Source organism: Parerythrobacter aestuarii, assembly GCF_030140925.1.
GTDB lineage: Bacteria > Pseudomonadota > Alphaproteobacteria > Sphingomonadales > Sphingomonadaceae > Parerythrobacter > Parerythrobacter aestuarii.
The window spans coordinates 2,183,261-2,209,248 of the sequence record NZ_JARBWD010000001.1 but is presented as its reverse complement, the minus strand read 5'-3'; the positions used below and the strand labels follow the sequence as shown (position 1 = coordinate 2,209,248).

The 25,988-nt window shown below is 62.5% G+C and carries 20 protein-coding genes and 1 tRNA gene; 10 read left to right on the top strand and 11 right to left on the bottom strand.

The window, feature by feature from the left end:
• Positions 1-6 precede the first annotated feature (6 nt).
• The 6 genes from QPW08_RS10760 to QPW08_RS10735 all read left to right on the top strand — a co-directional run bounded on the left by QPW08_RS10760 (position 7) and on the right by QPW08_RS10735 (position 8,543).
• On the top strand, positions 7-615 hold the full coding sequence (locus tag QPW08_RS10760; RefSeq protein WP_326521304.1) for a DUF2062 domain-containing protein: 609 nt from the start codon (positions 7-9) through the stop codon (positions 613-615).
• Positions 612-3,059: a PAS domain-containing sensor histidine kinase gene (locus tag QPW08_RS10755; RefSeq protein ID WP_284125809.1), complete on the top strand. Its 2,448-nt coding sequence runs from the start codon at positions 612-614 to the stop codon at positions 3,057-3,059. The genes QPW08_RS10760 and QPW08_RS10755 overlap by 4 nt, the downstream gene beginning before the upstream one ends.
• Before the next feature lie 96 nt (positions 3,060-3,155).
• Positions 3,156-4,640: a DUF4139 domain-containing protein gene (locus QPW08_RS10750; RefSeq protein ID WP_284125808.1), complete on the top strand. Its 1,485-nt coding sequence runs from the start codon at positions 3,156-3,158 to the stop codon at positions 4,638-4,640.
• Between the two features lie 10 nt (positions 4,641-4,650).
• Entirely contained in the window at positions 4,651-6,306 is a 1,656-nt protein-coding gene (locus QPW08_RS10745; RefSeq protein WP_284125807.1) for a DUF4139 domain-containing protein, read from the top strand.
• A 139-nt stretch (positions 6,307-6,445) separates the two neighbouring features.
• Positions 6,446-7,504: a recombinase RecA gene (recA, locus tag QPW08_RS10740; protein ID WP_284125806.1), complete on the top strand. Its 1,059-nt coding sequence runs from the start codon at positions 6,446-6,448 to the stop codon at positions 7,502-7,504.
• Between the two features lie 214 nt (positions 7,505-7,718).
• The gene (locus QPW08_RS10735) at positions 7,719-8,543 is read left to right on the top strand and encodes a class I SAM-dependent methyltransferase (RefSeq protein WP_284125805.1); all 825 of its coding nucleotides are present in this window, start codon (positions 7,719-7,721) and stop codon (positions 8,541-8,543) included.
• 9 nt (positions 8,544-8,552) lie between these two features.
• Here the strand turns inward: QPW08_RS10735 and QPW08_RS10730 are convergent, their stop codons facing one another.
• The 5 genes from QPW08_RS10730 to cpdR all read right to left on the bottom strand — a co-directional run bounded on the left by QPW08_RS10730 (position 8,553) and on the right by cpdR (position 14,067).
• Entirely contained in the window at positions 8,553-10,313 is a 1,761-nt protein-coding gene (locus QPW08_RS10730) for a cation:proton antiporter domain-containing protein (protein ID WP_284125804.1), read from the bottom strand.
• 59 nt (positions 10,314-10,372) lie between these two features.
• Positions 10,373-12,007, bottom strand: coding sequence for a bifunctional GNAT family N-acetyltransferase/carbon-nitrogen hydrolase family protein (locus tag QPW08_RS10725; RefSeq protein ID WP_284125803.1), 1,635 nt, complete (start codon positions 12,005-12,007; stop codon positions 10,373-10,375).
• Between the two features lie 93 nt (positions 12,008-12,100).
• Positions 12,101-13,324, bottom strand: a complete 1,224-nt coding sequence (locus QPW08_RS10720; RefSeq protein WP_284125802.1) for an NADP-dependent isocitrate dehydrogenase — start codon at positions 13,322-13,324, stop codon at positions 12,101-12,103.
• A gap of 205 nt (positions 13,325-13,529) precedes the next feature.
• Positions 13,530-13,604, bottom strand: a tRNA-Val gene (locus tag QPW08_RS10715).
• 70 nt (positions 13,605-13,674) lie between these two features.
• Complete coding sequence (gene cpdR, locus QPW08_RS10710) at positions 13,675-14,067, bottom strand: cell cycle two-component system response regulator CpdR (RefSeq protein WP_284125801.1); 393 nt, start codon at positions 14,065-14,067, stop codon at positions 13,675-13,677.
• 96 nt (positions 14,068-14,163) lie between these two features.
• Between cpdR and QPW08_RS10705 the strand changes: the two genes are divergently transcribed.
• Positions 14,164-15,087, top strand: coding sequence for an N-formylglutamate amidohydrolase (locus QPW08_RS10705; RefSeq protein WP_284125800.1), 924 nt, complete (start codon positions 14,164-14,166; stop codon positions 15,085-15,087).
• Positions 15,088-15,278: 191 nt separating this feature from the next.
• Here the strand turns inward: QPW08_RS10705 and QPW08_RS10700 are convergent, their stop codons facing one another.
• On the bottom strand, positions 15,279-16,061 hold the full coding sequence (locus QPW08_RS10700) for a SapC family protein (RefSeq protein ID WP_284125799.1): 783 nt from the start codon (positions 16,059-16,061) through the stop codon (positions 15,279-15,281).
• Between the two features lie 117 nt (positions 16,062-16,178).
• Positions 16,179-17,606 carry an FAD-binding oxidoreductase gene (locus QPW08_RS10695; protein ID WP_284125798.1) on the bottom strand — a complete coding sequence of 476 codons (1,428 nt, stop codon included), beginning with the start codon at positions 17,604-17,606 and terminating at the stop codon, positions 16,179-16,181.
• Between the two features lie 160 nt (positions 17,607-17,766).
• Here QPW08_RS10695 and QPW08_RS10690 point away from each other — a divergent pair, with 160 nt between their 5' ends.
• From QPW08_RS10690 to QPW08_RS10680, 3 genes are all read left to right on the top strand, one after another.
• Positions 17,767-18,315 carry a hypothetical protein gene (locus QPW08_RS10690; RefSeq protein WP_284125797.1) on the top strand — a complete coding sequence of 183 codons (549 nt, stop codon included), beginning with the start codon at positions 17,767-17,769 and terminating at the stop codon, positions 18,313-18,315.
• Positions 18,316-18,455: 140 nt separating this feature from the next.
• Positions 18,456-19,829 carry a DEAD/DEAH box helicase gene (locus tag QPW08_RS10685; RefSeq protein ID WP_284125796.1) on the top strand — a complete coding sequence of 458 codons (1,374 nt, stop codon included), beginning with the start codon at positions 18,456-18,458 and terminating at the stop codon, positions 19,827-19,829.
• A 51-nt stretch (positions 19,830-19,880) separates the two neighbouring features.
• A complete protein-coding gene (locus QPW08_RS10680) occupies positions 19,881-20,702 on the top strand; it encodes a sterol desaturase family protein (RefSeq protein WP_284125795.1) in 822 nt (273 codons plus the stop codon).
• Positions 20,703-20,708: 6 nt separating this feature from the next.
• Here the strand turns inward: QPW08_RS10680 and QPW08_RS10675 are convergent, their stop codons facing one another.
• From QPW08_RS10675 to QPW08_RS10660, 4 genes are all read right to left on the bottom strand, one after another.
• Positions 20,709-21,620, bottom strand: a complete 912-nt coding sequence (locus QPW08_RS10675; protein WP_284125794.1) for a LysR family transcriptional regulator — start codon at positions 21,618-21,620, stop codon at positions 20,709-20,711.
• Positions 21,621-22,185: 565 nt separating this feature from the next.
• Positions 22,186-24,504 carry an ATP-dependent helicase gene (locus QPW08_RS10670; RefSeq protein ID WP_284125793.1) on the bottom strand — a complete coding sequence of 773 codons (2,319 nt, stop codon included), beginning with the start codon at positions 24,502-24,504 and terminating at the stop codon, positions 22,186-22,188.
• A 44-nt stretch (positions 24,505-24,548) separates the two neighbouring features.
• Entirely contained in the window at positions 24,549-25,094 is a 546-nt protein-coding gene (rsmD, locus tag QPW08_RS10665) for a 16S rRNA (guanine(966)-N(2))-methyltransferase RsmD (RefSeq protein ID WP_284125792.1), read from the bottom strand.
• Complete coding sequence (locus QPW08_RS10660; protein WP_284125791.1) at positions 25,091-25,900, bottom strand: pseudouridine synthase; 810 nt, start codon at positions 25,898-25,900, stop codon at positions 25,091-25,093. Before QPW08_RS10660 ends, rsmD begins: the two co-directional genes overlap by 4 nt.
• Between the last annotated feature and the right edge of the window lie 88 nt (positions 25,901-25,988).

Below are 25,988 nucleotides of genomic sequence, written 5' to 3'. Positions count from 1 at the left end.
GAGCGCATGGGCACCGAAGAGACGATGAGCAGCAACAAGACTTTCCTGGCTGACCTGCTCCGGCGCTATTTGCCGGCCATGCCTTCGCGCGAGGAGATGGCAGGGAACAAGTATCTCAGGCCCATCGCGCATCGTTTCCTCAGCCCCGAACTGTGGCGCTTCACGCGCCGCTCTGTTCCCCGCGGTGTGGCGCTGGGCCTCTTTTGCGGCTTCATCATCCCGATCGGGCAGATTTTTCTCGCAGCATTCATGGCGCTCCCGGCGCGGGCGAATGTCCCGTTGGCGGCGCTGGTGACATTCATCACCAATCCCTTCACCTTTCCGTTCTGGGTCGTAGTGGCGAAGAACGTTGGTGAACTGGTGCTCAACATCGACGTTGCCATGGGGGTCGGCGCAGCCGGTCAACTGGCCGATGACGGCGGTTGGCTGGCACAGGGTTTCGAACTGGCAGGAGTCACGGCCTTTGGTTTCGTTGTCCTGGCGGTTGTCAGTGCGGCGCTCGGTTTTCTTTTCTCCGGCTGGTTCTGGCGCTGGGTAGTGCATCGCAAGCGCGCCAGGCGGCTGAAGAAGATGGAGCAGCGCCTCAACCAGAGGCTGGAAGCGAAGCAGGGATGAGCGAAACGCCATCGGCATCGCGGGCGGTGGCCCTGTCGCCTTTCTGGGCGGGCCTTGCGCTGGCGCTGGTGGCAAGCATTGCTGCCGTCTGGTTCCTGAGCGGCTTGCCCCTGCTTACAGTGGCTTATGCGGGCGGCCTCGCGACCTTGCTGGCGCTGGGGATTGCGCTCCAAAGAATGCGTCCGGCGGCAGCGCAGGATGGCTTGGCACCGCCGGACTGGTCGGTGACCGTGGCGGCTATCGAGCGGCCCGATATGGCTGTTGCCATTACCGACCGCGCCAATCGGCTGGTTTGCGCGAGTGCGCTGTTCGCCGATCAGTTCGGTGTCGCCAAAGCCCCCCCCAATTTGCAGGTCGATGGTCCTTCGCTGGAAGCGCTTACCCGGCTGGCGCGTGAAGCATGGCGCGATGGCACTGCCACTCTCGACAAGGCGACTGCGGCGGACGGAGCGCGCAGCTGGCAGGTCGGGGCCGAGCGGGCCGGGCGGGGCGACGATTATTTGGTCTGGCGGTTCCGTTCACTTGCAGCGGAAGACACTGCAGGAACCTATGCTGCCCAGATTGCCGGAGACTTCGGCATGATGCTTTCGCGTGCCGGCGTCGAGGCAGCCTTGGTCGCGCCCGACGGTACCATCAGGGCAGCCGGTCCCGGTTTTGCCGAGCGGGCGACCGGCGATGCAAAGGCCACGCTGGCGGGGCAGGAATTCGTCTCCCTGCTGCGGACGGACGAGAAAGACCGCATTTTCTTTGCTCGCGAAGGTAAGGACGGGACGCCGCACCAATTGCTGCATGTTCCCCTCAACGATCCGCACGACACGGCCGGTGCAGGGGCTGACCAAGCGCCATCGCTGATGTTGCTGATGGAGCCCGGGGTGGCCATTGGGGCGAGCGATGAAGGCGGCACCGGCAATGCCACCCCGCAGCTGGAGGCGCTGATCGGGGCGCTGCCACTCGGGCTCGCGATGACCGATCGCGATGGGCGTTTCCTGTTTGCCAACCCTCCGTTCTTGCGCGCGATCGGACGCGAAGAGCAGGGATTGCCACAGTATCCGAGCGATCTTGCGGTAAAGGATGACAAGGGCGCGCTGGCTGATGCCGTACGACGCCACGCCAAAGGACCGTCGAACAGCGGCGACATGGCAGTGCGGCTCAAGATTGCTCCGGAAGAACCCGTATCACTCGGCCTTGCAGGGGTACGCGGGCTGGGCGATGCGGCGGTGTTGTTGAGCCTTGCCGACAGCTCCGAGGAGACCAAGCTCAAGCGCCAGGTGGCGCAGGCGACGAAGATGCAGGCGGTTGGCCAGTTGGCTGGCGGCGTAGCACATGATTTCAACAATGTGCTGACCGCCATTATCGGATATTGTGACCTGATGCTGCTGCGCCATACGCCGGGTGACAGCGATTATGACGACATCCAGCAGATACTTGCCAATTCCAATCGCGCGGCGTCGCTGACGCGGCAATTGCTGGCCTTCAGCCGCCAGCAGACGCTGCGCCCTGAAGTGCTGCAGCTGCCCGACGTGGTGAGTGAAGTGAGCCAGCTGCTCAAGCGACTGGTGGGCGAAAAGATCGAGTTCAGTGTACGACACGATCGCGACCTGGGGCCGGTCAGGGCCGATCCGCGGCAGCTGGAGCAGGTCATTATCAACCTCGCCGTAAATGCCCGTGACGCCATTCTTGCCTCCGGTGCGATGAAGCGGCGCCTGACCATGGCGACCAGGCGCGTGGCGGCGCGGGACGTGCGCGCCATGGGGTCGGACATCCTACCCGTTGGCGATTACACCGCGCTGATCGTGCAGGACACCGGCGGCGGCATCCCGGACGAAGTGCTACCCAAGATCTTCGAACCCTTCTTTACCACCAAGGAGCAGGGGAAGGGCACCGGCCTCGGACTTTCGACAGTCTATGGCATTATCAAGCAGTCGGGTGGGTTCATCTTTGCCGACAATATCGCCGGTGCCGACGGACAGCCTGCCGGTGCCCGCTTTACGATCTACCTGCCGGTCCACAACGGGGTCGTTCCTGAAAGCGAGCGACAGGACGATTCCAGCGAGGCACCGAGCAACTGGTCAGGTGGAGGCCGGGTGCTGCTGGTCGAGGATGAAGACATGGTCCGCGCGGTCGCCGAACGGGCGCTGACGCGGGCGGGTTATACCGTCACTGCGGCCGATGACGGCGAGACCGGGCTGGCTGCTATTGCCAATGGCGGCGAATTCGACCTGGTTGTGTCCGACGTGGTCATGCCGGGCATGGATGGACCGGCCATGGCGCGGGCAATCCGCAATGTCGCTCCTGAATTACCGTTCCTGTTCATGTCCGGCTATGCTGAAGAGCAGTTGCGCAACGACATCGATATCGACAACATGCATTTCATCGCCAAGCCTTTCAGCGTGCAGCAGATTTCGCAGAAGGTCGGCGAAGTGATGGAGAAGGCCAAGGCCTGATCAGGCGAATGATACAAAGTTACATTCAGGTGAGGTAAAGCTGGGGGTCGCATCTTTGCCCTGAATTGCACGAGGAACTCGATTGGGGAGGGACAGATGAAATTTCCGCTTCGCTTTGCCGCTGTAGCCACGCTGGCGCTGGCTGCCGGTGCAGCTGCACAGAGCGCTGACGAAGAGACCGCACAAGGCGATGTCTCCGTCACCATCTACAACAACGATGTGGCGCTGGTGCAGGATATCCGCCAGCTTGATATCCAGCGCGGGCGCAGCAAGGTCGAATTCCCCGATGTCTCGGCCCGCATCCGTCCGCAGACGTTGAGTTTCGCGGCTGCCGATACTGCGATTATCGAGCAGAATTTCGATTTCGACATCCTCACTCCACAGAAGATGATGGAGAAGGCCATCGGCCAGACTGTCACACTGGTGCGGACCAACCCGGCGACCGGGCAGGAAACCCGCGAGCGGGCCGAAGTGCTTTCGACCGCAGGCGGCGTGGTGGTACGGATCGGCAGCCGGATCGAAGTGCTGCGCGACGATGGCCTGCCGGTGCGTGTGGTCTTTGACAGGGTTCCGCCGAACCTGCGCGCAAGGCCCACGCTTTCAGTCAACCTCGACTCGACTCGCTCGGGCCGCCGACCGGCGCAGATCCGCTATTTGACGTCCGGGCTCGACTGGGAGGCCGATTATGTCGCGCTCTATAATGAAGGCGACGGCACGATCGACATGCAGGGCTGGGTGACGCTGAACAATAGCACCGGCACTACCTTCACCCGAGCCAACACGCTGCTGGTCGCGGGCAATCCCAACGGCAGCGGTCGCAGCTTCGGTTCGTCGTCTTCGCGTGGCATGGTCCGCCCCGGATCGGAGGCAGCCGACCGCGAACAATTGGGCGATTTCTATCTCTATCCGATCAGTGGTCGTACGACGATCGCCAATAACCAGACCAAGCAGGTCAGCTTCCTCGATGTCCAAGGCGTCGCCGCTCGCAAGGTCTATGCCCGCACGGTCGGCTGGATGCAAAACGATGGTCGCCCTGTGAATGCCTCGAGCGAGATTGCATTTTCCTCTTCGCGTGACGGAGGCCTGGGCGATGCGCTGCCTGCCGGGACGGTTCGTTTCTACCAGCGCGATAGTCGCGGCACGCCGCAATTCATCGGCGAGAACGGGATCGGTCACACGCCGATGGGCAGCGAGCTCAGCCTGCGTACCGGCGATGCTTTCGACATCTTTGTGCAGGCAGAGGTCGAAAAGCGCGAGACAATCACCAGCGCCGATTGGGAACGCTCCGCACGCTATCGTGTGATCCGCGAAGGTCAGGAAGTCGAGCGCGTCGATGTCGAGCGGCCCAAGCGATATTACCGCACGACGATGCGATACAAACTCACCAACGCCAAGAACACGCCGGTCAATGTGGACCTGGTCCAGGCCGGGCTTGATCGCGGATGGTGGGGCAATGATTTCCGTGTCGTGAGCGAAGATATAGCCGGCACGCAAATCAATAACGATCGCCGAAAATGGGTCGTGTCGGTGCCGGCCGAGGGCGAGCGCACCGTCCGCGTCACTTTCGAAACTCGCTGGTAGGAGTGGGCCGATGAGGCGGCTTGCCTCTTTCCTCCTCGCCGCCGCGGCGGTTACCTTGCCAGCCCATCCGGCACTGGCGCGGGAAACCGTCGATGCGTCGGATCCGCAAGGGCTTTCCGTCACGATCTATCGTGATCCGTCTCGCGGCGAATACCAGGCCATGAACCCTGGTTGGCCGCGCGGTTTCGCCATGATCAGTGAGACTCGCAGTGTCACTCTGCCGCCGGGTGAATCGACAATCCGCTTCACCGGGGTGGCGGAAGGCATGGTGGCGGTCAGTGCGATCGTGACTGGGCTGCCCGGCGGGACCATCGAGAAGAACCGCGATGCCGATTTGCTGAGCCCGGCGGCATTGGTCGATGGCACGCTGGGCAACCGTGTTCGCATTACCCGGACCAATCCGGGAACAGGGGCGCAGACCAGCGAACAGGCCATCGTTCGCACTCGTGCCGATGGCGGCATCGTGCTGCAGACGCAGGACGGTTATGAAGCGGTGCGCTGCTCGGGTCTGCCTGAAGGCCTTGCGTTCGACCGCGTACCAGCCGGGCTCTCTGCCAAGCCTGTGTTCTCTATCAATACCAACAGCGATAGCGGCGGAACCTTTACTGTTACGCTCACCTATCTTGCCTGGGGCTTCGACTGGGAAGCGCACTATGTCGGCACGCTGGATGAGGGTGGGGCACGTGGCAAGGTCCGCATGCGGCTGATGAGCTGGCTCACCCTGCTCAACGATAACGGCCAGAGTTTCCCGGATGCCGAGCTGATGGCAGTGGCGGGCACGCTCAATATCGAAAGCAATTTCGAACAGCTGTCCGATCCTCCCACGGCAAGACCGCTGCGGCTGACCTGCTATCCCATCGGCAGCACTGCGCGCGGATCGCCGGTGCCGAACTACGACCCGCGCTATCCGCCGCCCCCTCCGCCGCCGCCTATGGCACCAATGATGGAATCGGCCATGGCCGACGGCATCATGGTCACAGGTGCCCGCATGCAGCAGAAGTCGGTCGTCGGCATGGTGGCGCAGGAAGAGCAATTGGGCGACCTGAAGCTCTACCGTGTCCCGGAAGCGATTACCGTCAATGCCAAGGGGCTGAAGCAGGTTGCCTTCCTCGACAAGGACAAGGTCGAGGGCGAATACGTCTACACTCTGCGCTGTGACCCGTGGAACTTGCCTAACCGGTTCGAGATGCAGGAGTGGTCACCGCAGCCCGCCGACATCGTGTTCGAAACCGTCAATGACGAGGAGCACGGGCTGGGCGTCGCCCTGCCCACCGGCGGCCTTACGCTGTTCGAACCGAGCGCGTTCGGCGACCAGCTCGTCGCTGAGAATCGCCTGCGCGATTATGCGGAAGGCCAGGACGTCGAGATCGATCTGGGCCAGAGCTCGATGGTGTTCGGTGCTTGCGGGCGCGAGCTGGAAGAACGCCCGGCGGATCGCCTCGGTGAATGGGTGACCGTGGGTGCCCGGCTCAGCAATGCCCGTAATGGCAGCGTGCGTATGCGGCTGTTGCTTGGCAGCACGGCTCAGTGGGAAATCCGGCAGGGGCGCAGGGCGCTCAAGACCAAGGACGGGGATTTCATCCTCGAACTCAAGTTGCGACCCGGCGAAGAACGCGAAGTGCGTTGGGACGTTCGCATGCCCGCCACTGGCGAGGGCGACGCATGATCCGCTCCGTACCAGCGAGATAGATCCGTTCCGAACAAATCTTTTTGTTCCGCTCTTGTTCTTTTGGAACAAACGCGGTACATACCTCAACAGTTGAAAGGCAAACGAGTGCCGGTGGCAACTGACGAAGGGGTATGACATGGCTGCGGAACTGAAACTGGTAGACAAGGAATCCAACGTGGACCGTCAGAAGGCGCTTGACGCAGCACTCGCCCAGATCGACCGCGCATTCGGCAAGGGTTCGGCGATGAAGCTGGGCTCGAAAGAAGCGATGAATGTCGAATCGATTTCGACCGGCTCGCTCGGCCTCGATATCGCGCTTGGCATCGGTGGCCTGCCCAAGGGGCGGGTGATCGAAGTCTATGGCCCGGAAAGTTCGGGCAAGACCACGCTGGCCCTGCATGTGATTGCTGAAGCGCAGAAGGCTGGCGGCACAGCAGCCTTTGTAGATGCCGAGCATGCGCTCGACCCGGTCTATGCCAAGAAGCTGGGCGTCGATATCGACGAATTGATCGTGTCGCAGCCCGATACCGGCGAGCAGGCGCTCGAGATCACCGATACGCTGGTGCGTTCGAATGCGATCGACGTGCTGGTGGTCGATTCGGTTGCCGCGTTGGTGCCGCGGGCGGAAATCGAAGGCGAGATGGGCGACAGCCACGTTGGCCTGCAGGCGCGCCTGATGTCGCAGTCGCTGCGCAAGCTGACCGGCTCGATCAACCGCAGCAAGTGCATGGTGATTTTCATCAACCAGCTGCGCATGAAGATCGGCGTGATGTACGGCAATCCGGAAACGACAACCGGTGGCAATGCGCTCAAGTTCTATGCTTCGGTTCGCCTGGACATCCGCCGCACCGGCCAGATCAAGGATCGCGACGAGGTCGTCGGCAACTCGACCCGCGTCAAGGTGGTCAAGAACAAGGTTGCCCCGCCGTTCAAGCAGGTCGAATTCGACATCATGTATGGCGAGGGCATCTCCAAGATCGGCGAAATCCTCGACCTGGGTGTCAAGGCCGGGATCGTGGAGAAGTCAGGCTCGTGGTTCAGCTATGACAGCATCCGCATCGGGCAGGGGCGTGAGAACGCCAAGACCTATCTCAAGGAAAACCCGGAAATTTGCGACAAGTTGGAAGCCGCCATTCGCGGTAAAACCGACGAGGTCGCCGAGGAGATGATGGCCGGTCCTGACGCGGAGGACTGAGACGCTCTTCTCAAGCGGGTGCCGCTGCGGGTTCGACTCCCATTTCATGCACCCGAACACATGGATCGCCGGCGCGGATGCCCCGAAGTCCGCGCCGGCTTTTCCGTTGGTTCTTGCAGCTTGGCCCAGGGCCGCTAACGCGACAATATCGAGGATCGCCGCCGAACCGATCCGGGCAAGTAAGTGGCCGGGACGCCAGCGAGGAGATGAGCGGATGACCGACAAGGCAGCCTGGGAAGGTCGAGTTGGAATGACCTGGGCCACGCACTGGTCGCGCACCGACCGAAGTTTCACCGGTCTCACCGATCTGTTGCTGGCGAGGGCCAGTGCCCGGCCGATTGAGCGGGTGCTGGATATCGGCTGCGGGGCAGGGGAGCTATCGCTGGCTCTCGCACGCGCGCATCCTGCGGCCGAGATCGTCGGTGTGGACGTCAGCGAAGATCTTGTTGCAGTGGCGCGTGAACGAGGAGCAAAACTTCCCAATGTCGGCTTTGAACTCGGCGATGCCGCGATCTGGCAACGCGAGGGATTCTCACCCGATTTGCTGGTTTCCCGCCACGGGGTGATGTTCTTCGACGATCCTGTCGCTGCCTTCTCGCATCTTCACGGTATCGCGGCAGTCGATGGACGGCTTGTCTTCAGTTGCTTCCGGGCGGTGTCGGAGAATCTTTGGGCGCAGGATGTTGTCGGCCTCCTCCCGCCCGGTAGTGATGAACCGGGTGATCCGTTTGCACCGGGCCCTTTCGCATTTTCCGATGCAACCCGCGTCGAAGCCATCCTCACCAAGGCAGGTTGGCTCGATGTCACGATCGAATCCGTCGATTTCGCTTTCGTGGTGGGCGCAGGAGAAGACCCGATAGAAGATGCCCTGGCCTATTTCGCAGTTATCGGTCCGGCCGCGCGCGCAGCTTCGCAGCTGGGGGATGCCGAGAAGGAGCGCTTCCAAGCCAGGCTGAGGCGCTATCTCAAACGCCATGCCAGCGGTTCGATCGTCGCGTTGAAAGCCGGAGCCTGGATTGTGGCGGCCACCAAGGGCTGACAATGCCGCTCAGGTCCTCAGCGTGCTCGTCCTCAGCTTCGGTTTATGAGAGAGACCCGCTTCTTCCTGGATCATATCGCGGAACTCGTCGCGCTTTTCGTGGATGGAGGCAATCACCGGGCCCATCGGGACGCCGATATCTGCCAGGACAGCTTCCGAAAGCTGCAACGAACTCTCCAGCTGCTCCGGTACGGCATGGCTGGCACCTGCGCGATAGAGTTCTGCGGCATGCTGGCTGTCCCGGGCACGGGAAACAATCAGCAGCTCTGGGTGATCGGTGCGCAATTTTCGAGTCAGGCGTTCGGCCAGCACCGGCTCGTCCATCGTCAGTACGACTGCAGGTGAAATTTCGACTCCCAGCCGGCTGAGCGCATCGCCGCGACTGGCATCGCCGAAAACGGCATGATAGCCTTTCCTGCGGGCACTGGAAATGAGGTCGGCGTCGCTATCGATTGCGACATAGGCGCGGTCATGCGCCTTGAGCATGTCTGCCACCAACATCCCGACGCGCCCGATCCCGATAATGATGACGCGCGGCACGTCGTCATCGACATCGTCGGTAACCGGCACCGGCTCAACCCGCCGCCCGATGGCACGACCGAGCATGGCGAGCAGCGGCGTGATGGTAAGGCCGATGGCTGTGACGATCTGCCAGAACTGTGCGGTGCCGGGCTGGATCAGCATGGCCGAGCCGGCAGCCGACATCACGATCAGTGTGGTTTCCGACGGGCTTGCCATCAGGATCCCGGTTTCCGCAGCGGTCGAGCGGCGCGCACCCATCAAACGCAGCAACATGCCAGTGACCAGCGCCTTGAACACAAGCACCAGCATGACGGCGGCGAGTATCGTCCAAAGGTGCTCCCAAATGCTGGAAAGATCGATACTCATGCCGACTGTGATCAGGAACACACCGAGCGCGAGTCCCTTGAACGGCTCCATGATCGATTCGACTTCGCTGTGGTATTCGGTTTCCGCGATCAGCAACCCGGCGATGAGGGCGCCGACGATGGGCGAGAGGCCGGTCACTGCGGTTGCCAGGCTCGCTCCGATGACGACCAGCAACGAGGCGGCGAGAAACAACTCGGGGCTCTTGGTTCGCGCCGCTTGCGCAAACAGGCGGGGCAGGGCGATCCGGCCGAGCACGAGCAGGGCAACGATCACGAGGCCGCCTTGCCACAGCGTATCGACCAGCCCGCTGACACCATCGCTCTGTGCATAAGGGGCGAGCGCACCGAGGATGAAAATGATCGGCACGATCATGATATCTTCGAACAACAGCATGGAAAGGGCTGCGCGGCCGACAGGTGACTTGGTTCCGGAAATAGGCAGCACGATCGCAGTCGATGAGAATGCCAGCGCAAAGCCAAGTGCAAGTGCCCCGGTCCAGTATTGGCCCATCATGGCAAGCACGGCAGCGATACAGCTGCCGATGACCAGCAATTCCATGGCACCAAGGCCGAACACCAGCTTGCGCAAGGTCCATAATCGCTTGAACGACAGTTCAAGCCCGATGGCGAACAGCAGCAATATGATCCCGAATTCGGCAAACGGCGCCAACCCTTCCGGATCTGATATGGTTATGTGTTTCAGCCAGTCGTATTCATACACCCAGGCCCCCAGGCCGAAGGGTCCGACAGCGATTCCGATCAGAATGAATCCGATTACGGGAGTGATCTTGAAGCGAGTGAAAACCGGAATCACGATCCCGGCCGAGCCGAGGATCACCAGCGCGTCGGAAAGGACTGGGGAGAGTTCGAGTTCACCGGCCATGCACCACCTATAGCGCGTGAACGGCGCAGGTCACGGGCCGATTGGCGGCGTCAGCCCTGTTAGCCTCCGCGTCCGCCATGCGGACCGGCCGACGGTGCCTCGCTGTCTTCGCCAATGCGCGGCGAAACCTGTCCCACGCGCTTATCCCATTCGATGCGGTAAAGGTCGAAGCGGCGATCGGCGAGGTTCTGCACGGTGCCTTCCGCCCGGGCCCAGCTGAGATCAGCGAGATTGACGTCGCTAATGGTCAACGTCTCGACATTCTCGCTGGCTTCCGCTGCGATGCCGTCGCGGGCAAACGGGAAATCGCAGGGTGTCAGGATGCAGCTTTGCGCGTACTGGATGTCCATGTTCGCGACGTTAGGCAGGTTCCCGACATTGCCGCTCATCACGACATAGCACTGGTTCTCGATTGCCCGTGCCTGTGCGCAATATCGCACGCGCATATAGCCCTGGCGGCTATCGGTGCAGAAGGGCACGAAGATGATTCGCGCGCCTTCGTCGACCAGCCGACGAGCGAGCTCGGGAAATTCGCTGTCATAACAAATCAACACCCCGATCGGTCCGCAATCTGTCTGGATCGCATCGATCGTGTCGCCGCCCTTTATGTTCCACCAATAGGCTTCGTTGGGGGTGGGGTGAATCTTTTCCTGGGCATGGACCGAACCATCGCGCAGGCAGACATAGGCGACATTGTGGATGTCGCCGTCGTCCATCCGGGTCGGGTGCGACCCGCCGATGATGTTGATGTTGTAATTGAGCGCGAACTCGCTGAGCTGGGTGCGCAGGCGCGGCGTGTAGCGGCTTAGGGCTTCAATGGCTTCGGCGGGATTGAGTTCCTTTTCCTCGGCGCTCAGCAGCATCAAAGTGAAGAGCTCGGGAAAGACGATGAAGTCTGCCTCGTAATCGGCTGCAACATCGACGAAATACTCCACCTGGCGCATGAACTCATCGAAGTCGGAGACCGCGCGGGCCTGCAACTGGCAGGTCGCAATGCGGACGCTTTCGACATCGCGCGGTACCCGGTGCTTGGGCGGGGCATCGCTATCGACGTAGGGGTTGCGCCACACCATCCGCACGGCATTGGCTTTCGAGGCCTTGTCCTCGGGCAAGTAGCCCTCGAGGATCCCCTGCGGTTCGAACCCGTTGGCAAGCTGGAAACGCAGTACGGGGTCGTGGATCTTCCCTTCCAGCAACATTTCCAGATAGTCTTGCGGCGTGTCCGCTCGGTTGCGCTTGCGACGGGTAGCGCGGGCAAAACCGGGCATGCGACCGCCGAATACGATACCGGTCAGGTCGAGGCGTTCGGCGAGTGCGCGGCGCTCTTCGTACAGCCGCCGCCCGATCCGGGTGCCACGGGTCTTGGGATCGACGCACATCTCGTAACCATAGAGCCAGTCGCCCTTGGCATTATGGCGGCTGCCAAAACCGTTGCCTGTCACTTCGTCCCAGCTGTGATCTGAAAAAGCGACTCGTTCGCTCAGCCGCATGGAGGCGCAATAGCCCACCAGCTTCCCGTCCAGCTTGGCGACGAAGCAACCGTCCGGGTAATTGTTGATCTGGCCTCTGATCTCGCCGTGGGTATAGGCGGGCAAGTCATCATAGGCGCGGCGCACGAGGTCGGCGATGGCGCGCACGTCAGACAGCTTGGCCTGTCGAACCTCGAGACGGGCTTTGGCGCGGGTGTCGGTCATGGCGTCTTGGTAGTCCCCGGAATCGAAAAGGGCGACCCATCGCTTGGATAGGTCGCCCTTGATTTACGCAGTCGCGGAAGAGCGGTTCCGGGCTCAGGCCCAGTTCGCCATTTCCTTCTCGAGGTTGGTCACGATTGCCTCGAAGAACTGCTCGGTGGTGAGCCAGTTCTGGTTCGGACCGATCAGCAGCGCGAGATCCTTTGTCATCGATCCGCTTTCTACCGTCTTGATGCAGACCCGCTCAAGCGTTTCGGCAAAGCGTACGACATCGGGCGTGTCGTCGAACTTGCCGCGATACATCAGGCCGCGGGTCCAGGCGAAGATCGAGGCGATCGGGTTTGTCGAGGTCGCCTTGCCCTGCTGGTGCTGGCGGTAGTGGCGGGTAACAGTGCCGTGGGCAGCTTCTGCCTCAACCGTCTTGCCATCGGGCGTCATCAGCACCGAGGTCATCAGCCCGAGCGAGCCGAAGCCCTGCGCGACGGTGTCAGACTGGACGTCGCCATCGTAGTTCTTGCAGGCCCACACGAACTTGCCGTTCCACTTGAGCGCCGATGCGACCATGTCGTCGATCAGGCGGTGTTCGTAGACGATACCGGCTTCCTTGAACTTCTCAGCGAAGCCTTCGGTGTCGAACACTTCCTGGAACAAGTCCTTGAAGCGGCCGTCATAGGCTTTCATGATGGTGTTCTTGGTGCTGAGGTACACCGGCCAACCGAGGTTCAAGCCGTAATTGAAGCTGGCGCGGGCGAAGTCGCGAATCGAATCGTCGAGGTTGTACATCGCCATGGCGACACCCGCACTCGGGAAGTCGAACACCTTGAGGTCGATTTCCTGACCGTCTTCACCCTTGAAAACGAGGCGGAGCTCGCCCGGGCCGGGGATCAGCGTATCGGTGGCGCGGTACTGGTCACCAAAGGCATGACGGCCGACCACGATCGGGTCGGTCCAGCCCGGCACCAGCCGCGGCACGTTGTCGATCACGATCGGCTCACGGAAGACAACGCCGCCCAGGATGTTGCGGATCGTGCCGTTGGGCGACTTCCACATCTTCTTGAGGTGGAATTCCTCGACGCGAGCTTCGTCCGGCGTGATCGTGGCGCACTTCACGCCCACACCATACTGCTTGATGGCATTGGCAGCATCGACGGTGATCTGGTCATCGGTCTCGTCACGCTTCTCGACCGAGAGATCGTAGTACTTCAGGTCGACATCGAGATAAGGCAGGATCAGCCGTTCGCGGATCCACTGCCAGATGATCTTCGTCATTTCGTCGCCGTCGAGCTCGACGACCGGGTTTTTCACCTTGATTTTCTGCATGGTGTGCCTGTTGCCTCTTAGCGGGTGTTCCTAAGTTGGCCGCGCTTTAGCAGAGGGGGGCGTTGACGCAAGGTTAGCGCTGCCTTGTTGTGCCTCAGGTGCCGGCGGATGCATACGCAGCCTTGGCTTTCCTCGCTCCCTTCGGTCGCTGCGGGCGGGCGGATGCCCGCCGCCCGGCGTCTGAGGGACAATAACAAGGAGGCGATGGTGGGCGTACCAAGGTTCGAACTTGGGACCCCTACGATGTCAACATAGTGCTCTACCACTGAGCTATACGCCCGCACCATCGGTTTGCCGTGCTTCTCGGCAGGAGCGGCCCTTTAGCGAGGCCACCGGCACCGTGCAAGGGGTTAAACGCGCGCCTGCTCGCGATCTTCGAAGACACGCTCCACTTCCAGCACCAGGTCGCGCAGGTGGAACGGTTTCGACAGCACCTTGGCTTGCGGCTGGTCGCGGCTGGCCTTGAGCGACACGGCGGCGAATCCGGTGATGAACATCACCTTGGTCCGTGGACTCACTTCATTGCAGCGCTGGGCCAGTTCGATTCCGTCCATTTCCGGCATGACTATGTCGGACAGGAGCAGGTCGAAGTGCTCCGATTCGAGCGCCGGCAAGGCGGCCGTGCCCCGGTCGACCGAGACGACTTCATATCCGGCATTTTCCAGCGCCCGGGAGAGGTAGGTCCGCATGGCCTCCTCATCTTCGGCGAGCAGGATGCGACGCGAAGGCAGGGTGTTCTCCATGCAGCGCGCTATAGCGCCAATCGCTTAAGAAATCTTTCGCGGTTTGCGAGACGCCCTGCTTTGACACAGGGGAAATTTCCCTCCAGCAAAGAATGAATGCAGCAGGATATCACCATGGGCGGGCGGATACCGGGGACGAACGAGCCTGCTTTCCTGGTCCAGGCGACAGAAAAGCCGGAATGCCCGGTCCTCATCGCCGCGCCGCATGGCGGGCGGAACTATCCTCCTCAGGTGATAGATCGGATGCGCGATCCACGCTATTCGCAGTTACGGCTGGAAGACCGGCTGATTGACCTGCTTGCAGTCGAGATTGCCCGGGAAACCGGGGCGCCGCTGATCCTGGCCCGGGCCCCGCGGGCAATGCTGGACCTCAACCGCGCCGATGACGACATGGACTGGACCATGGTGGCGGAAGGCGCGCCGGCCGATGCGCCGCATTCGCGCGCCAATCGGCGTGCGCGCAGCGGGCTAGGGCTCATTCCACGGCGCTTGTCAGGCCTCGGCGAAATCTGGCGGTCGCGACATACGCAGGAGGAAGTGAACGCGCGGATCCAGCACATTCATGAACCTTATCATCGTGCAATGTCCGATTCGCTTTCGACTATCCGGCGTCGTTGGGGAACCGCATTGCTGCTGGATCTCCATTCCATGCCACCGCTGAAGAAGCGCCACCCCGACGACCAGCCTGCAGAGTTTGTAGTCGGTGACCGCTTCGGGGCCTCCAGCAATGGCATGCTGTCGGCTACCGCGCTGCGGTTCCTCGCCCGCAACCAACGCCGGGCAGCGCATAATCGCCCTTACGCCGGCGGATACGTGCTCGACAGGCATGGCAAACCTTCGTTGGGGATCCATGCCATGCAACTGGAAGTCTGCCGATCGCTCTATCTCGATTCTCGGTATGAGGAAGCGAGCGCGAGAATGCCTGTCGTGGCGAAGCTGCTGGCCGGGCTGGTGCGCGAACTGGCCGGGGAACTGCTGTCGTCGGCCGGTGGCCGCGACCTCCGCCAAGCAGCCGAATAGGCCGCTCACACCATGAAAAAACCACCTCGCGCAAGAATGCACGAGGTGGCCAAGGTTCAGGGAGGTGATGCACCTTGGTGCATCATCCGCGCAGGTGATGAGGGGGTGACCTGCCCGGACCCTACAAATGTGTGGTCTGCGGCGCGAAAATCAAGTCCCCGCGCCGCGATTCCACGTGTGTCCTGGCGCTGTTAGCCAGCCGGTTGGGCAACCGGATCGGGCAGCTGGCCGTTGTTGACCTGGCGGGCAAAAATGGTCCGCATCAGGTCGAGCGAGAACAGGTGGGCATAGATCAGCGCGATCATGCCGTTCTTGTTCCACTCTTCCAGCTTTTCGCCGCTGACTTCGCGCAGCTTTTCCTGGTTGATCATCTGGAAGCCGCGGTAAATGTACGGCTTGCCCGGCATTTCGGTCCGCTCGATGGAAATCTCACCCGCCATCAGCAGGTCGTTTTCCTTGAGCTGCTCGATGAACGCCTTGGTGCGCATGCCGGCTTCTTCGAACTTCTCGCAGAAATCGAGGATGTTCTTGGTGGTCGCCGTGGTGCCGCCGTTTTCGTCGAACAGGGCTTCGCCCTCTTCGAATTCGCCCAGCGATCCAGCAGTCGGGTCGAAGCACAGCGACAGTTCTTCGCTGTCCTGGTTCAGCTTGGCGAGGATGAAGGGATAGCGGCGGATATAGGCCGGCAGGTAGATCGGATCGTTGATCTTGCCGTCAGCGTCTACGAAGGTGTTCACACCCTCGTTCAGGCCCATGAGGGCCAGCGGCAGCGGGTTGTCGCCCGAGGAGAACACGATCGGGAAACTGCGCTGAGCCTGGACAAATTCGTCCACGGTCAGCGGAATCGCGTGATGCTTGCTGAGGAACTTGGCCTCGTCCATCGGACGCGACTTGAACTTGCCGTGATCGCGCGTGTTGAGCGGCATCAGGTCATTGTACAGAAGGGGCAGGCTGGGCTGCGGCGCGCTGGCCATGGAATTTCTCCGAGAAACTTTGGATGGTCAGGCGGCAGCTATTCCGCTGCCGCGCGTGATGCGCGGCGCTTTAGGCGGTGACGGCCAAAGGTGCAAGCGCAACGAGGCAGATGCGCGCTATTGCGGAACCAGCTTGCCTGGGTTCATCAATCCCTGTGGGTCAAGTGCTCGCTTGATGCTGCGCATCATCGCCAGCGAGACCGGGTCACCCAGGCGGCCCAGTTCATCCCGTTTCATTTGCCCGATCCCGTGTTCGGCACTGATCGATCCGCCCCATTGAGTAACGAGATCGTGCACCAGGGCGCTGATATCCTTTCCTACGCCTTCCTCCCAATCACCGGGAGTGACGCCGGGTGGGGCTAGGATGTGGAAATGGACATTGCCGTCGCCCAGGTGGCCGAAGGCGATCGCCTTGGTCCCGGGGAAGCGACGCTCCATCTCCGGCGCGGCCATGTCGACGAAATCGGGCATCTTCTCGACCGGCACGGAGATATCGTGCTGCATCGCCGGACCGATCGCGCGTTCGGCGGGCGAAATGCTGTCGCGCAGCAGCCAGAACTGTTCGGCCTGCGTCTCGCTGGCTGCGATGGTGGCATCTTCGAGCAATCCTGCTTCCAGCGCGCCTTCCAGGATGGTCTCGACCAGTGCAGGCAGGCGTTCGACCGAGTCTTCGCTGCCGACCAGCTCAATCAGGGCATACCAATGGTGTGGTTCGCCCAGCGGGTCGCGTGCGTCAGGCAAATGATCGAGCACGGCCTCCAGCGAATGCCGGGGCATGACTTCGAACCCCTCCAGTGCATCGCCAGCGATCTTGTCGGCATGGAGAAGCAGCCGGCGTGCATCCTGCAACGTGTCGAGGCCAACCCACAGCACCGTGCGCCCGGCCATCGCGGGCAACAACCGCAGTGTCGCCGCCGTGACGATGCCAAGCGTTCCTTCCGAACCGATCAGCAGCTGCTTCATGTCGAAGCCGCGATTGTCCTTCTTGAGTGGGACCAGCCCTTCGAATACGCTGCCATCGGGAAGCACGGCTTCGAGGCCCAGCACCTGCGCGCGCATGGTACCGTGACGAAGCACTTGTGTACCCCCCGCATTGGTCGAAATCAGCCCACCGATCGTCGCCGAGCCCTTGCCACCAAGCGTAAGGGGAAACCGCATCTGCCGGGCATCCGCGGCTTCATGCAAGGTCTGCAATATTACGCCCGCTTCGCAAACCGCCTGCCGGGAGTCCGCATCGATGACCCGGATCTTGTCCATTCTTCGCAACGAAAGGAGGATCGCGGTGCCTTCTGTATCTGGCGTGGCACCCCCGCACATGCCGCTGTTGCCGCCCTGCGGAACGATGGGCACGCCATGTTCGGCGCATAGCCCGACCAGTTTCGCGACTTCATTGGTTGAAGCCGGAGAGGCGAGCCCCAGTGCCTTGCCCGTGTAACGGCCGCGCCAATCGGTCAGCCAGGGGGTCATGAGATCGGTGTCGCGCGTGAATCCGCGCTGGCCGAGAAGGGCGCTTGCCTGCTCTATGAATGCGTCAGTGTGCGACATGAGTGCAGCTATGCCACACTCTGGCGCATTGTCGCCAGCACTTGCTCTTCATGACAAATGGATTAAGCCGCCGTTCAATCCGTTGCGCTATTTGGCTTGCACCGCAGGCACGGATGCGCCGGCTTGCGACGGGTCTCGATGGGAGGCAGTTCTTCCGTACATGATCAGCTGGACCGCCTTTGTTGCGCCGATCGCATTGCTGTTTCCGGTCGTCCATGCGGCCCCGGGCGACGATGCGCGCGCGCTGTCCGGCCCGGAAGAGCAGGCGGTCACAGAACAGTCAGCACAGGAGCGCTGGACCGCGTTCCAGCCCTGGCGCGGTGAGCAACCTCCGATGCAGGTGCGGATCGAACAGCGTGTCACCATTCGCGTGGCACCCGCGCGTCCACGCAGCAATCTCGTAGCAGACCTGCCAAGGAATTTCCCTGACCGGCTGGTCGAGCGGAAAATGGGCGACTGCATCGCGGCCAAGGATGTCGTCGGGGTGCAAACAGGCGGCACTACCAAGCTGATCCTGTTCATGCGCGACCGGGGGATGATCAGCGCGCAGCTGGAAAAGGCCTGCAGCGCGCGCGACTTCTATTCCGGCTTCTATGTCGAGCCGAGCAAGGACGGGAAGCTCTGCATCAAGCGCGATGAACTGCTCTCGCGCAACGGCACCAAGTGCGAGCTATCGCGCTTCAGCAGGCTGGAACTGGTGCGCAACTGACACAACCGAACGGGCAAGTGCCCTCGGTAAATCTTGACATTTTTGCATTTTTGGCGAAGGGCGCGCCGAGTGCGGCGCAAGAGCTTCGCACAGTTTGCCCAGGGTCCGGTTACGGGCCAGCGATATATCCGGACATCTGAATGACCTTTGCCGATCTCGGCCTATCACCCGAATTGCTGAAAGCGGTGGAAGCCGCTGGCTACACCGAACCAACGCCGATCCAGGCGCAGGCGATCCCGCCGGTACTGATGATGAAGGACATCATCGGCATCGCCCAGACCGGCACGGGCAAGACCGCCAGCTTCGTGCTGCCAATGATCGACATCATGGCCGCCGGTCGCCGCCGCGCACTGATGCCGCGTTCGCTCATTCTTGAGCCGACCCGGGAACTCGCTGCCCAGGTGGCTGAGAACTTCGAGAAATACGGCGTCAATCACGACCTCAGGATGGCGCTGCTGATCGGCGGCGTGCAGATGGGCGACCAGGTCAAGGCGCTCAACGAAGGCGTTGATGTCCTGATCGCCACGCCGGGCCGCCTGATGGACCTGTTCGAGCGCGGCAAGATCCTGCTCAATGGCTGCGAGCTGCTGGTGATCGATGAAGCCGACCGCATGCTCGACATGGGCTTCATCCCGGACATCGAGTTCATCTGCTCGAAATTGCCCGAACAGCGCCAGACCATGCTGTTCAGCGCGACCATGCCGCCGCCGATCGAAAAGCTGGCCAAGACCTTCATGTCGAATCCCAAGCGGATCGAAGTGAGCCGCGCGGCTACGACCAACAAGGATATCACCGCCTTCAAGATTCCGGTCGGCCAGCGCCAGAAGCGCGAGACGCTGCGCTGGCTGCTGCGGCACGACCATGTCGAGACAGCCATCATCTTTGCCAACCGCAAGACCACGGTACGCGAGCTTAACAAGAGCCTGCAAAGCCATGGGTTCTCGTCGGGCGAAATCCATGGGGACATGGACCAGGCCAACCGCATCAAGGAACTCGACCGCTTCAAGGCTGGCGAGATCAACATCCTCGTCGCCAGCGACGTCGCCGCGCGCGGGCTCGACATCAAGGGCGTAAGCCACGTCTTCAACTTCGACACACCGTGGCACCCGGACGACTATGTCCATCGTATCGGCCGTACGGGCCGGGCCGGGGCCAAGGGTCGCGCTTTCACATTCGTCTCGCCGGAAGATGCCGAAGCGATCGAGAATGTCGAGAAACTGACCAAGGCTGAAATACCGGTGTTCGGCAAGGCCGATGTCCGCGTCGAGCTGAAGCAGCCGTCGGAGGAGAAATCCGAGGACAAGCCAAAGCGCGAGCGCAAGCCGCGTCCCGAGCAGGAACAGCCCCAGCGAGACGAGAAGCCACAGCGCCGCTCGCGCAAGGACGACAGCGACGCCAAGCCGCAGCGGGCACCGCGTGGTCGCTCACGCAGGGACGAACAGGACGAACCGACTGCGCCCGGCGAATGGAATGGGCCGCAGCCCGGGTTCCTCGGCGTTTCCGCTACCAAGTAAACCGCCGCGTTTTAACGTTTCCCTTACCATGCCGGGAGCATGGAGTGCGGCATGGATACGCTTGCCGCCACTGCGCTTGCGCTCGGGCTGAAGCTGGCCCCGCTGGCCGTGCTTTTCGGCTTGCTTGCGCTCGTTCTCAAGCGCGGGCGGATTGTCGAGGCGCTTCGGCGCACACGCAGGGAAACCGAGACCAACATTGCGCTGGTCCTTATCAACTATGTGCTGCTGGCGACCTTCTTCGCCAGTGCCGCAGCGTGGTGGGCACAAAATCTCTCCGTCAGCGAGAACCTTGCGGCGTTATGGGCGGCGGCCAACCCGGTCGTGACGCTCGCCGTCACTCTGCTGTTGGGGGAGTTCGTGATCTACTGGCGCCACCGGCTGGAGCATATCCCGCTGCTGTGGCCGATGCATGCCGTGCATCACTCCGATGAAGCGATGACCTGGCTGGCGCTGCTGAGGAAGCACCCGCTGGCGTATGTCCTGGCGTTGTTTGTGGACACCGCTCCACTGTTGCTGCTGGGGCTGCCGATCTGGGCCATCGCGGCGGTAGCGGTTGCGCGGGCCTGGTGGGGGCATTTCATCCATGCTGATGTGCCGTGGACGCTCGGCCTGTTCGGCAAGTGGATCATCTCACCAGCTGCGCACCGGCTCCACCATATAGACGATTTCGAGCTGTGCGGCAGTAACTATGGCGGCGTGCTGACACTGTGGGACCGCGTGTTCGGGACCTATATCGACCCTGCATCCTATGTGGATTGCTCCACTGGCGTCGATGGCGGCTCGCGCGGCCTGATCGGCGAAGTCGCTCGTCCGTTCGAGGCCTGGGCGGGTAGCCGCGCCGTGGATGCACCCCGGGAGCCGGCCGAGGCATGACACCTGCTAGGCGGCTTGAACCAAAGTCAGATCCGCAGGTTGCCGCGCCAGTGTCTGCCGGATCTGCTCGACAACAAGGTCGATCACTGCCCGGATATGCGGCTGGCGGCGGGCTTCGTCGGTGGTGACCATCCAACCGGGCGTGGTCAGTTCCTCGATTGGCGGAAGCAGCCGGACCAGCTCGGGCATGCCGTCGGCCATCATGCAAGGCAGGATCGCGGCCCCGAGGCCTGAGCGGACGCTGGCTATGATGCTCGACATCGAGCTGGCGCGCTGGGTAATTTCGGTGCCAGGCAGGTGCTGCGCGATCCAGCGGTTGGTGAGGCTGTTGTCATCGGTTGAAGCGACCAGCGGGTAGCGCGCGAGGTCAGCTACATCCTTCGGCATGCCCAGTCGGTCGACCATGTCGCGCGGCGCGTAGAAGCTCTCCAGCATATCGACCAGGTGACGTACGACCAGCGTCTCCTGCGTCGGCTTCGGCCCGAAGCGGACCGCGACATCGGCTTCGCCGCGCGCGAGGTCGACATAGTGCTCGGAGGTAAGGATCTCGACGCGTACTTCGGGATGCTGTTCGCGCAGCACGCCCATCGCCGGGATGACCCAGGCATTGGCGGCACTCTCGACGGTCGAAAGGCGCACCGTTCCGCTGAGCCGCCGCGATTCCGCCGCGACTCCATCGGCAAAGGCCAGCATCGCCTCCTCTGCCTTTTGGGCGATCGGCAGCACCGCCTGCCCGCGCGGGGTGAGGTCATAGCCGGAGGGCTTGCGGACGAAGAGCTTGACCTCGATGGCATCCTCCAGCGCAGTGATGCGGCGCGAGACGGTCGACTGGCTGACCTTGAGGTCCTTCGATGCCGCCAGCGTGCTGCCGGTCCTCGCCACGGCGAGGAAATAGCGCAGGTCATTCCAGTCGAGCATGGGCGGGTCTCCGCGTGCCAGAGGGGGTATGCATTCCTGCATAACACAAGCGCAGGAAGAGTGTTAGCGCCTGCGGAAATCGAGGCGTATCCAATCCTCAAGACGATGGAACGGTCCACCGCCTGACACAGACCAAGGATTGGAGACAGACCATGACCAAGTTCAACATTTTCGCCTTCGCCGGTGCTCTCGTGGCTTCGCTGAACACCTTCGCGATTGCTCTCGCTACCTCGCCGCTGGCGATCCTCTCCGCCTGATCGGCGCGTCCCCCCGGCGGAGAGCTACTCCACTCTCCGCAAACCAGCCCCCGCCGAGCTCTCCCGGCGGGGGTTTTGGTTTTTCTGTTGGCCCAAATAGGGCGCATAAACTTACTAAAGTCACGCACACGCGCGGTGGAAATTTTTTCGGAGAGTTTGCGCAAGAAAGCGAAAGTCGCGCTGGATGGCGGGACTTTTTGCAGCGGAGTTTCACAAGGTACTGTGGCGGAATGAGCAGTATCGGGTCCGGTCCGTGCAGGAACATATTTTCGACCGTGTCGAAGCACGCTGGCACAATTGGTCGATGATTAACCCGCCACCGTCACGAAACTATCGATCACCCGCTTGGTCCCGGCTTTCTCGAATTCGATCTCGAGCTTGTTGCCTTCCTGGTCGGTGACCACGCCATAACCGAACTTGTCGTGGAACACGCGCGCGCCAATCGCGATGTCGGTGCGGGGCTGGGCGGCGAAGCTGGCGGCGCTGCGGCGGCTTTCCTTTACCACCAGCTGCTTGTGGTCATACCCGCTCTCGAGCGCGCGCTGCCAGCCGGGGCCGCGCTGGGCGCTGCGGTCGGGGCGGTCGCGGGTGACGTGGGCGAAGGGATCGTCCTGTTCGGATAGACCCGCGCGCCACAGGCTCGCGCCACCCGTCAACGTGGTTTCCATGTCGATCTGCTCTTCGGGCAGTTCCTCGATGAAGCGGCTGGGGATGCTGCAGGTCCACTGGCCATAGATGCGACGGTTGGCGGCGTGGAGGATGGTGCAGCGCCGCCGCGCGCGGGTGATCGCGACATAGGCGAGGCGACGTTCCTCCTCCAGGCTCGCCAGCCCACCTTCGTCGAGCGCGCGCTGGCTGGGAAACACGCCTTCCTCCCAGCCGGGCAGGAACACGTGGTTGAACTCCAGCCCCTTGGCCGCGTGCATGGTCATGATGGTTACCTTCTCGGCATCGTCGGCAGCGTCATTGTCCATGACGAGCGAGACATGCTCGAGGAAGTCGCCGAGCGTGTCGTAATCCTCCATCGCGCGGGCGAGTTCGGAGAGGTTTTCGAGCCGTCCCTTGGCTTCGGCGGTCTTCTCAGCTTCCAGCATGGCGGTGTAGCCGCATTCTTCGAGCACCATGCGCAGAAGCTCGGCCGGTTCAGTGCCCTCGGCGCGTTCGCGCCAGCCGAGGAACTGGCCCATCAGCGCAGCGATGGTCCCCGCCGCGCGCGCCGGCAGCTCGTCGCTGTCGGCCAGTTGCAGCGAGGCCGCCGCCAGCGGAAGGCCGGTGCGCCGGGCATGCTGGTGCATCTTCTCCAGCGTCTTCGCGCCAAGCCCGCGCTTGGGCTGGTTGTAGATGCGCTCGAACGCGAGGTCGTCCTGCGGCTGCGCGATGACGCGCAGATAGGCGAGCGCATCGCGAATCTCGGCGCGTTCGTAGAAGCGGAAACCGCCGATGATGCGATAGTTGAGGCCGATCTGGATGAAGCGGTCCTCGAACTCGCGGGTCTGGTACTGCGCGCGGACGAGGATGGCGACCTCGTCCAGCGGCGCGCCTTCGCGTTCCAGCCGCTCGATCTCTTCGCCCACCCGGCGCGCTTCTTCCGGTCCGTCCCACACGCCGATCACGCGGACTTTCTCGCCAGCGTTGACCTCGGTCCACAGCGTCTTCTCGTGCCGCTCGCTATTGGCGCGGATCAGGCCGCTGGCGGCGGCAAGGATATGCGGCGTGGAGCGATAGTTCTGCTCCAGCTTGATCACCTTGGCGCCGGGAAAATCCTTCTCGAAACGCAGGATGTTGGCGACCTCGGCCCCGCGCCACGAATAGATCGACTGGTCGTCATCCCCCACGACGCAGATGTTCTTGCGCTCCTGCGCCAGCAGCCGCAACCACAGATACTGCACGGCGTTGGTGTCCTGGTACTCGTCGACGAGGATGTATTTGAAGCGCTGCTGGTATTGCTCGAGGATCTCGCGATGCTTGCGGAAGATGTTGAGCATGTGCAGCATCAAATCGCCGAAATCGCAGGCGTTGAGCGCCTTCAGACGGTCCTGGTAGAGCTGGTAGAACTGCTGGCCCTTGCCATTGGCGTAGCTTTCGTTCTCGACCGCATCGAGATCGCCGGGGTTGAGCCCGCGGTTCTTCCAGCGGTCGATCAGACTGGCGAGCTGGCGCGCCGGCCAGCGCTTCTCATCGAGATCGTTCTGCTGGATCAGCTGCTTCAAAAGGCGCAGCTGGTCGTCGGTGTCGATGATGGTGTAATTGCTCTTCAGCCCGACCAGCTCGGCATGGCGGCGCAGCATTTTGGCGCAGATCGAATGAAAGGTGCCGAGCCACGGCATCCCTTCCACCGCATCGCCGATATGCTGGGCGACACGGTGGCGCATTTCGCGCGCGGCCTTGTTGGTGAAGGTGACGCACAAGATCTCGCTCGGCCACGCCTTGCGCATAGCGATGAGGTGCGCGAGCCGGGCGGTCAGCGCCGCAGTCTTGCCCGTACCCGCGCCTGCCAGCATCAGCACCGGCCCTTCGCTGGTCAGAACTGCCTCGCGCTGCGGCATGTTGAGCCGTTCGGCGTAGGGGGGCAGGCCGTCGTCTCCGGCGGCGGTAGCGAGGGGATATGCGGGGGCGGGGTCGGTCATGCTGTCGGTGAACAGTTAGGGAACACAGGTCCCTTGCGCAACCGCTATACGGTGCGGGTCAACAGAGTGAGCTTGGCTTTGCCGACCTTGCGTTCTGCCTCTATTTCCAGCCCCTTGACGTCGACCGTCTCCTTGGCGGAGGTCTCGACCGCGATCCAGGTTTGTTCGCCGATCCAGCCGAGCCGCAGCAGCTTGTCGAGCGCCACCGCACCGGCGCCGGTCTCATAGGGCGGGTCGGCAAGGATCAGGTCGACGCTCTCGCGGGCAGGGCCGAGCTGCAAGGCCGAACCGGCGGTGACATTGCTCCGCTCGCGCGCGCCCAGCGCGGCGATATTGGCACGGATGGTATCGAGCGCCGGTTTTTCTTGCTCGACAAACAGGCACTTGGCCGCGCCGCGCGACAGCGCCTCCAGCCCGAGTGCGCCCGAGCCAGCGAACAGGTCGAGCACCGACAGCTCCTCGAAACTGCCCAACCGGCTCGCAAGCATGGAAAACAGCGTCTCGCGGGTGCGGTCGGCAGTGGGGCGGGTCGCATCGCCCTTGGGCGCAACCAGCCTCCGCCCGCGCCATTCTCCGGCGATGATCCTCATGCCTTCTTCAACGTGCTCAGGAAGCGCCCTAGGTCGCCCTTGCGGATTTCGACCGCCTGCCCGCGCGGCAGGTCGGCCAGTTCGAACGGGCCATAGGCGGTGCGCATCAGGCGGTTCACTTCCAACCCGAAATGCTCGAGCACCTTGCGCACTTCGCGGTTCTTGCCTTCGGTGATGGTCATCTCGATCCACTGGTTGCGGCCCGTCCGTCGCTCCATATTGGCGTCGATCCGGCCGTAACGGACGCCGTCGATCTCGATCCCTTCGATCAGGCTTTCGAGCTGCTCCTGCGTGATGTCACCAAAAGCGCGCGCGCGATAGGTGCGCGGGATGCCGCTGGAGGGCAGCTCCATCCGCCGCTTGAGCCCGCCGTCATTGGTCAGCAGCAGCAGGCCCTCGGTGTTGAAGTCGAGCCGCCCGATCGGCATCACGCGGCCCGCGTCCTTGGGCAGGGCATTGGCAAGCGCGTTGTAGATCGTCGGCCGCCCCTTGGGATCGCGCTCGGCGGTCAAGAGCCCGGCCGGCTTGTGGAACGCAAAAAGGCGCGTCTCCTCGGCCTTGCCGACAGGCTTGCCGTCGACTGTCACCCCGCGCAGCGATTCGAGGAAGGTCGCGGGCGTCTCCACCGGCTTGCCGCGCAGCGCCACGCGCCCGTCGGCGATCATCCGTTCGACCTCGCGGCGGCTGGCGACACCGGCACGCGCGAGCAACTTGGCGATGCGGTCGCCTTCGGGGCGATCTGGTGCGCGTTCAGCTTTCGGACCGGGTGTGCGTGGTTTGTAGGGTTTCTTGCGGGGAGGAGCCATGCACGCGCCCCTACACGCGGAAACGGCATGGTGGAAGCGCGATGCGGCGGGGCTTTCCTTGTTGGGAGCGCGCGCTAGTGTCGCGCGC

Coding starts and splice junctions, on each gene's coding strand:
- QPW08_RS10760 (WP_326521304.1), top strand. CDS start 7: ATGGGCACCGAAGAGACGATGAGCAGCAACAAGACTTTCCTGGCTGAC.
- QPW08_RS10755 (WP_284125809.1), top strand. CDS start 612: ATGAGCGAAACGCCATCGGCATCGCGGGCGGTGGCCCTGTCGCCTTTC.
- QPW08_RS10750 (WP_284125808.1), top strand. CDS start 3,156: ATGAAATTTCCGCTTCGCTTTGCCGCTGTAGCCACGCTGGCGCTGGCT.
- QPW08_RS10745 (WP_284125807.1), top strand. CDS start 4,651: ATGAGGCGGCTTGCCTCTTTCCTCCTCGCCGCCGCGGCGGTTACCTTG.
- recA (WP_284125806.1), top strand. CDS start 6,446: ATGGCTGCGGAACTGAAACTGGTAGACAAGGAATCCAACGTGGACCGT.
- QPW08_RS10735 (WP_284125805.1), top strand. CDS start 7,719: ATGACCGACAAGGCAGCCTGGGAAGGTCGAGTTGGAATGACCTGGGCC.
- QPW08_RS10730 (WP_284125804.1), bottom strand. CDS start 10,313: ATGGCCGGTGAACTCGAACTCTCCCCAGTCCTTTCCGACGCGCTGGTG.
- QPW08_RS10725 (WP_284125803.1), bottom strand. CDS start 12,007: ATGACCGACACCCGCGCCAAAGCCCGTCTCGAGGTTCGACAGGCCAAG.
- QPW08_RS10720 (WP_284125802.1), bottom strand. CDS start 13,324: ATGCAGAAAATCAAGGTGAAAAACCCGGTCGTCGAGCTCGACGGCGAC.
- cpdR (WP_284125801.1), bottom strand. CDS start 14,067: ATGGAGAACACCCTGCCTTCGCGTCGCATCCTGCTCGCCGAAGATGAG.
- QPW08_RS10705 (WP_284125800.1), top strand. CDS start 14,164: ATGCAGCAGGATATCACCATGGGCGGGCGGATACCGGGGACGAACGAG.
- QPW08_RS10700 (WP_284125799.1), bottom strand. CDS start 16,061: ATGGCCAGCGCGCCGCAGCCCAGCCTGCCCCTTCTGTACAATGACCTG.
- QPW08_RS10695 (WP_284125798.1), bottom strand. CDS start 17,606: ATGTCGCACACTGACGCATTCATAGAGCAGGCAAGCGCCCTTCTCGGC.
- QPW08_RS10690 (WP_284125797.1), top strand. CDS start 17,767: ATGATCAGCTGGACCGCCTTTGTTGCGCCGATCGCATTGCTGTTTCCG.
- QPW08_RS10685 (WP_284125796.1), top strand. CDS start 18,456: ATGACCTTTGCCGATCTCGGCCTATCACCCGAATTGCTGAAAGCGGTG.
- QPW08_RS10680 (WP_284125795.1), top strand. CDS start 19,881: ATGGATACGCTTGCCGCCACTGCGCTTGCGCTCGGGCTGAAGCTGGCC.
- QPW08_RS10675 (WP_284125794.1), bottom strand. CDS start 21,620: ATGCTCGACTGGAATGACCTGCGCTATTTCCTCGCCGTGGCGAGGACC.
- QPW08_RS10670 (WP_284125793.1), bottom strand. CDS start 24,504: ATGACCGACCCCGCCCCCGCATATCCCCTCGCTACCGCCGCCGGAGAC.
- rsmD (WP_284125792.1), bottom strand. CDS start 25,094: ATGAGGATCATCGCCGGAGAATGGCGCGGGCGGAGGCTGGTTGCGCCC.
- QPW08_RS10660 (WP_284125791.1), bottom strand. CDS start 25,900: ATGGCTCCTCCCCGCAAGAAACCCTACAAACCACGCACACCCGGTCCG.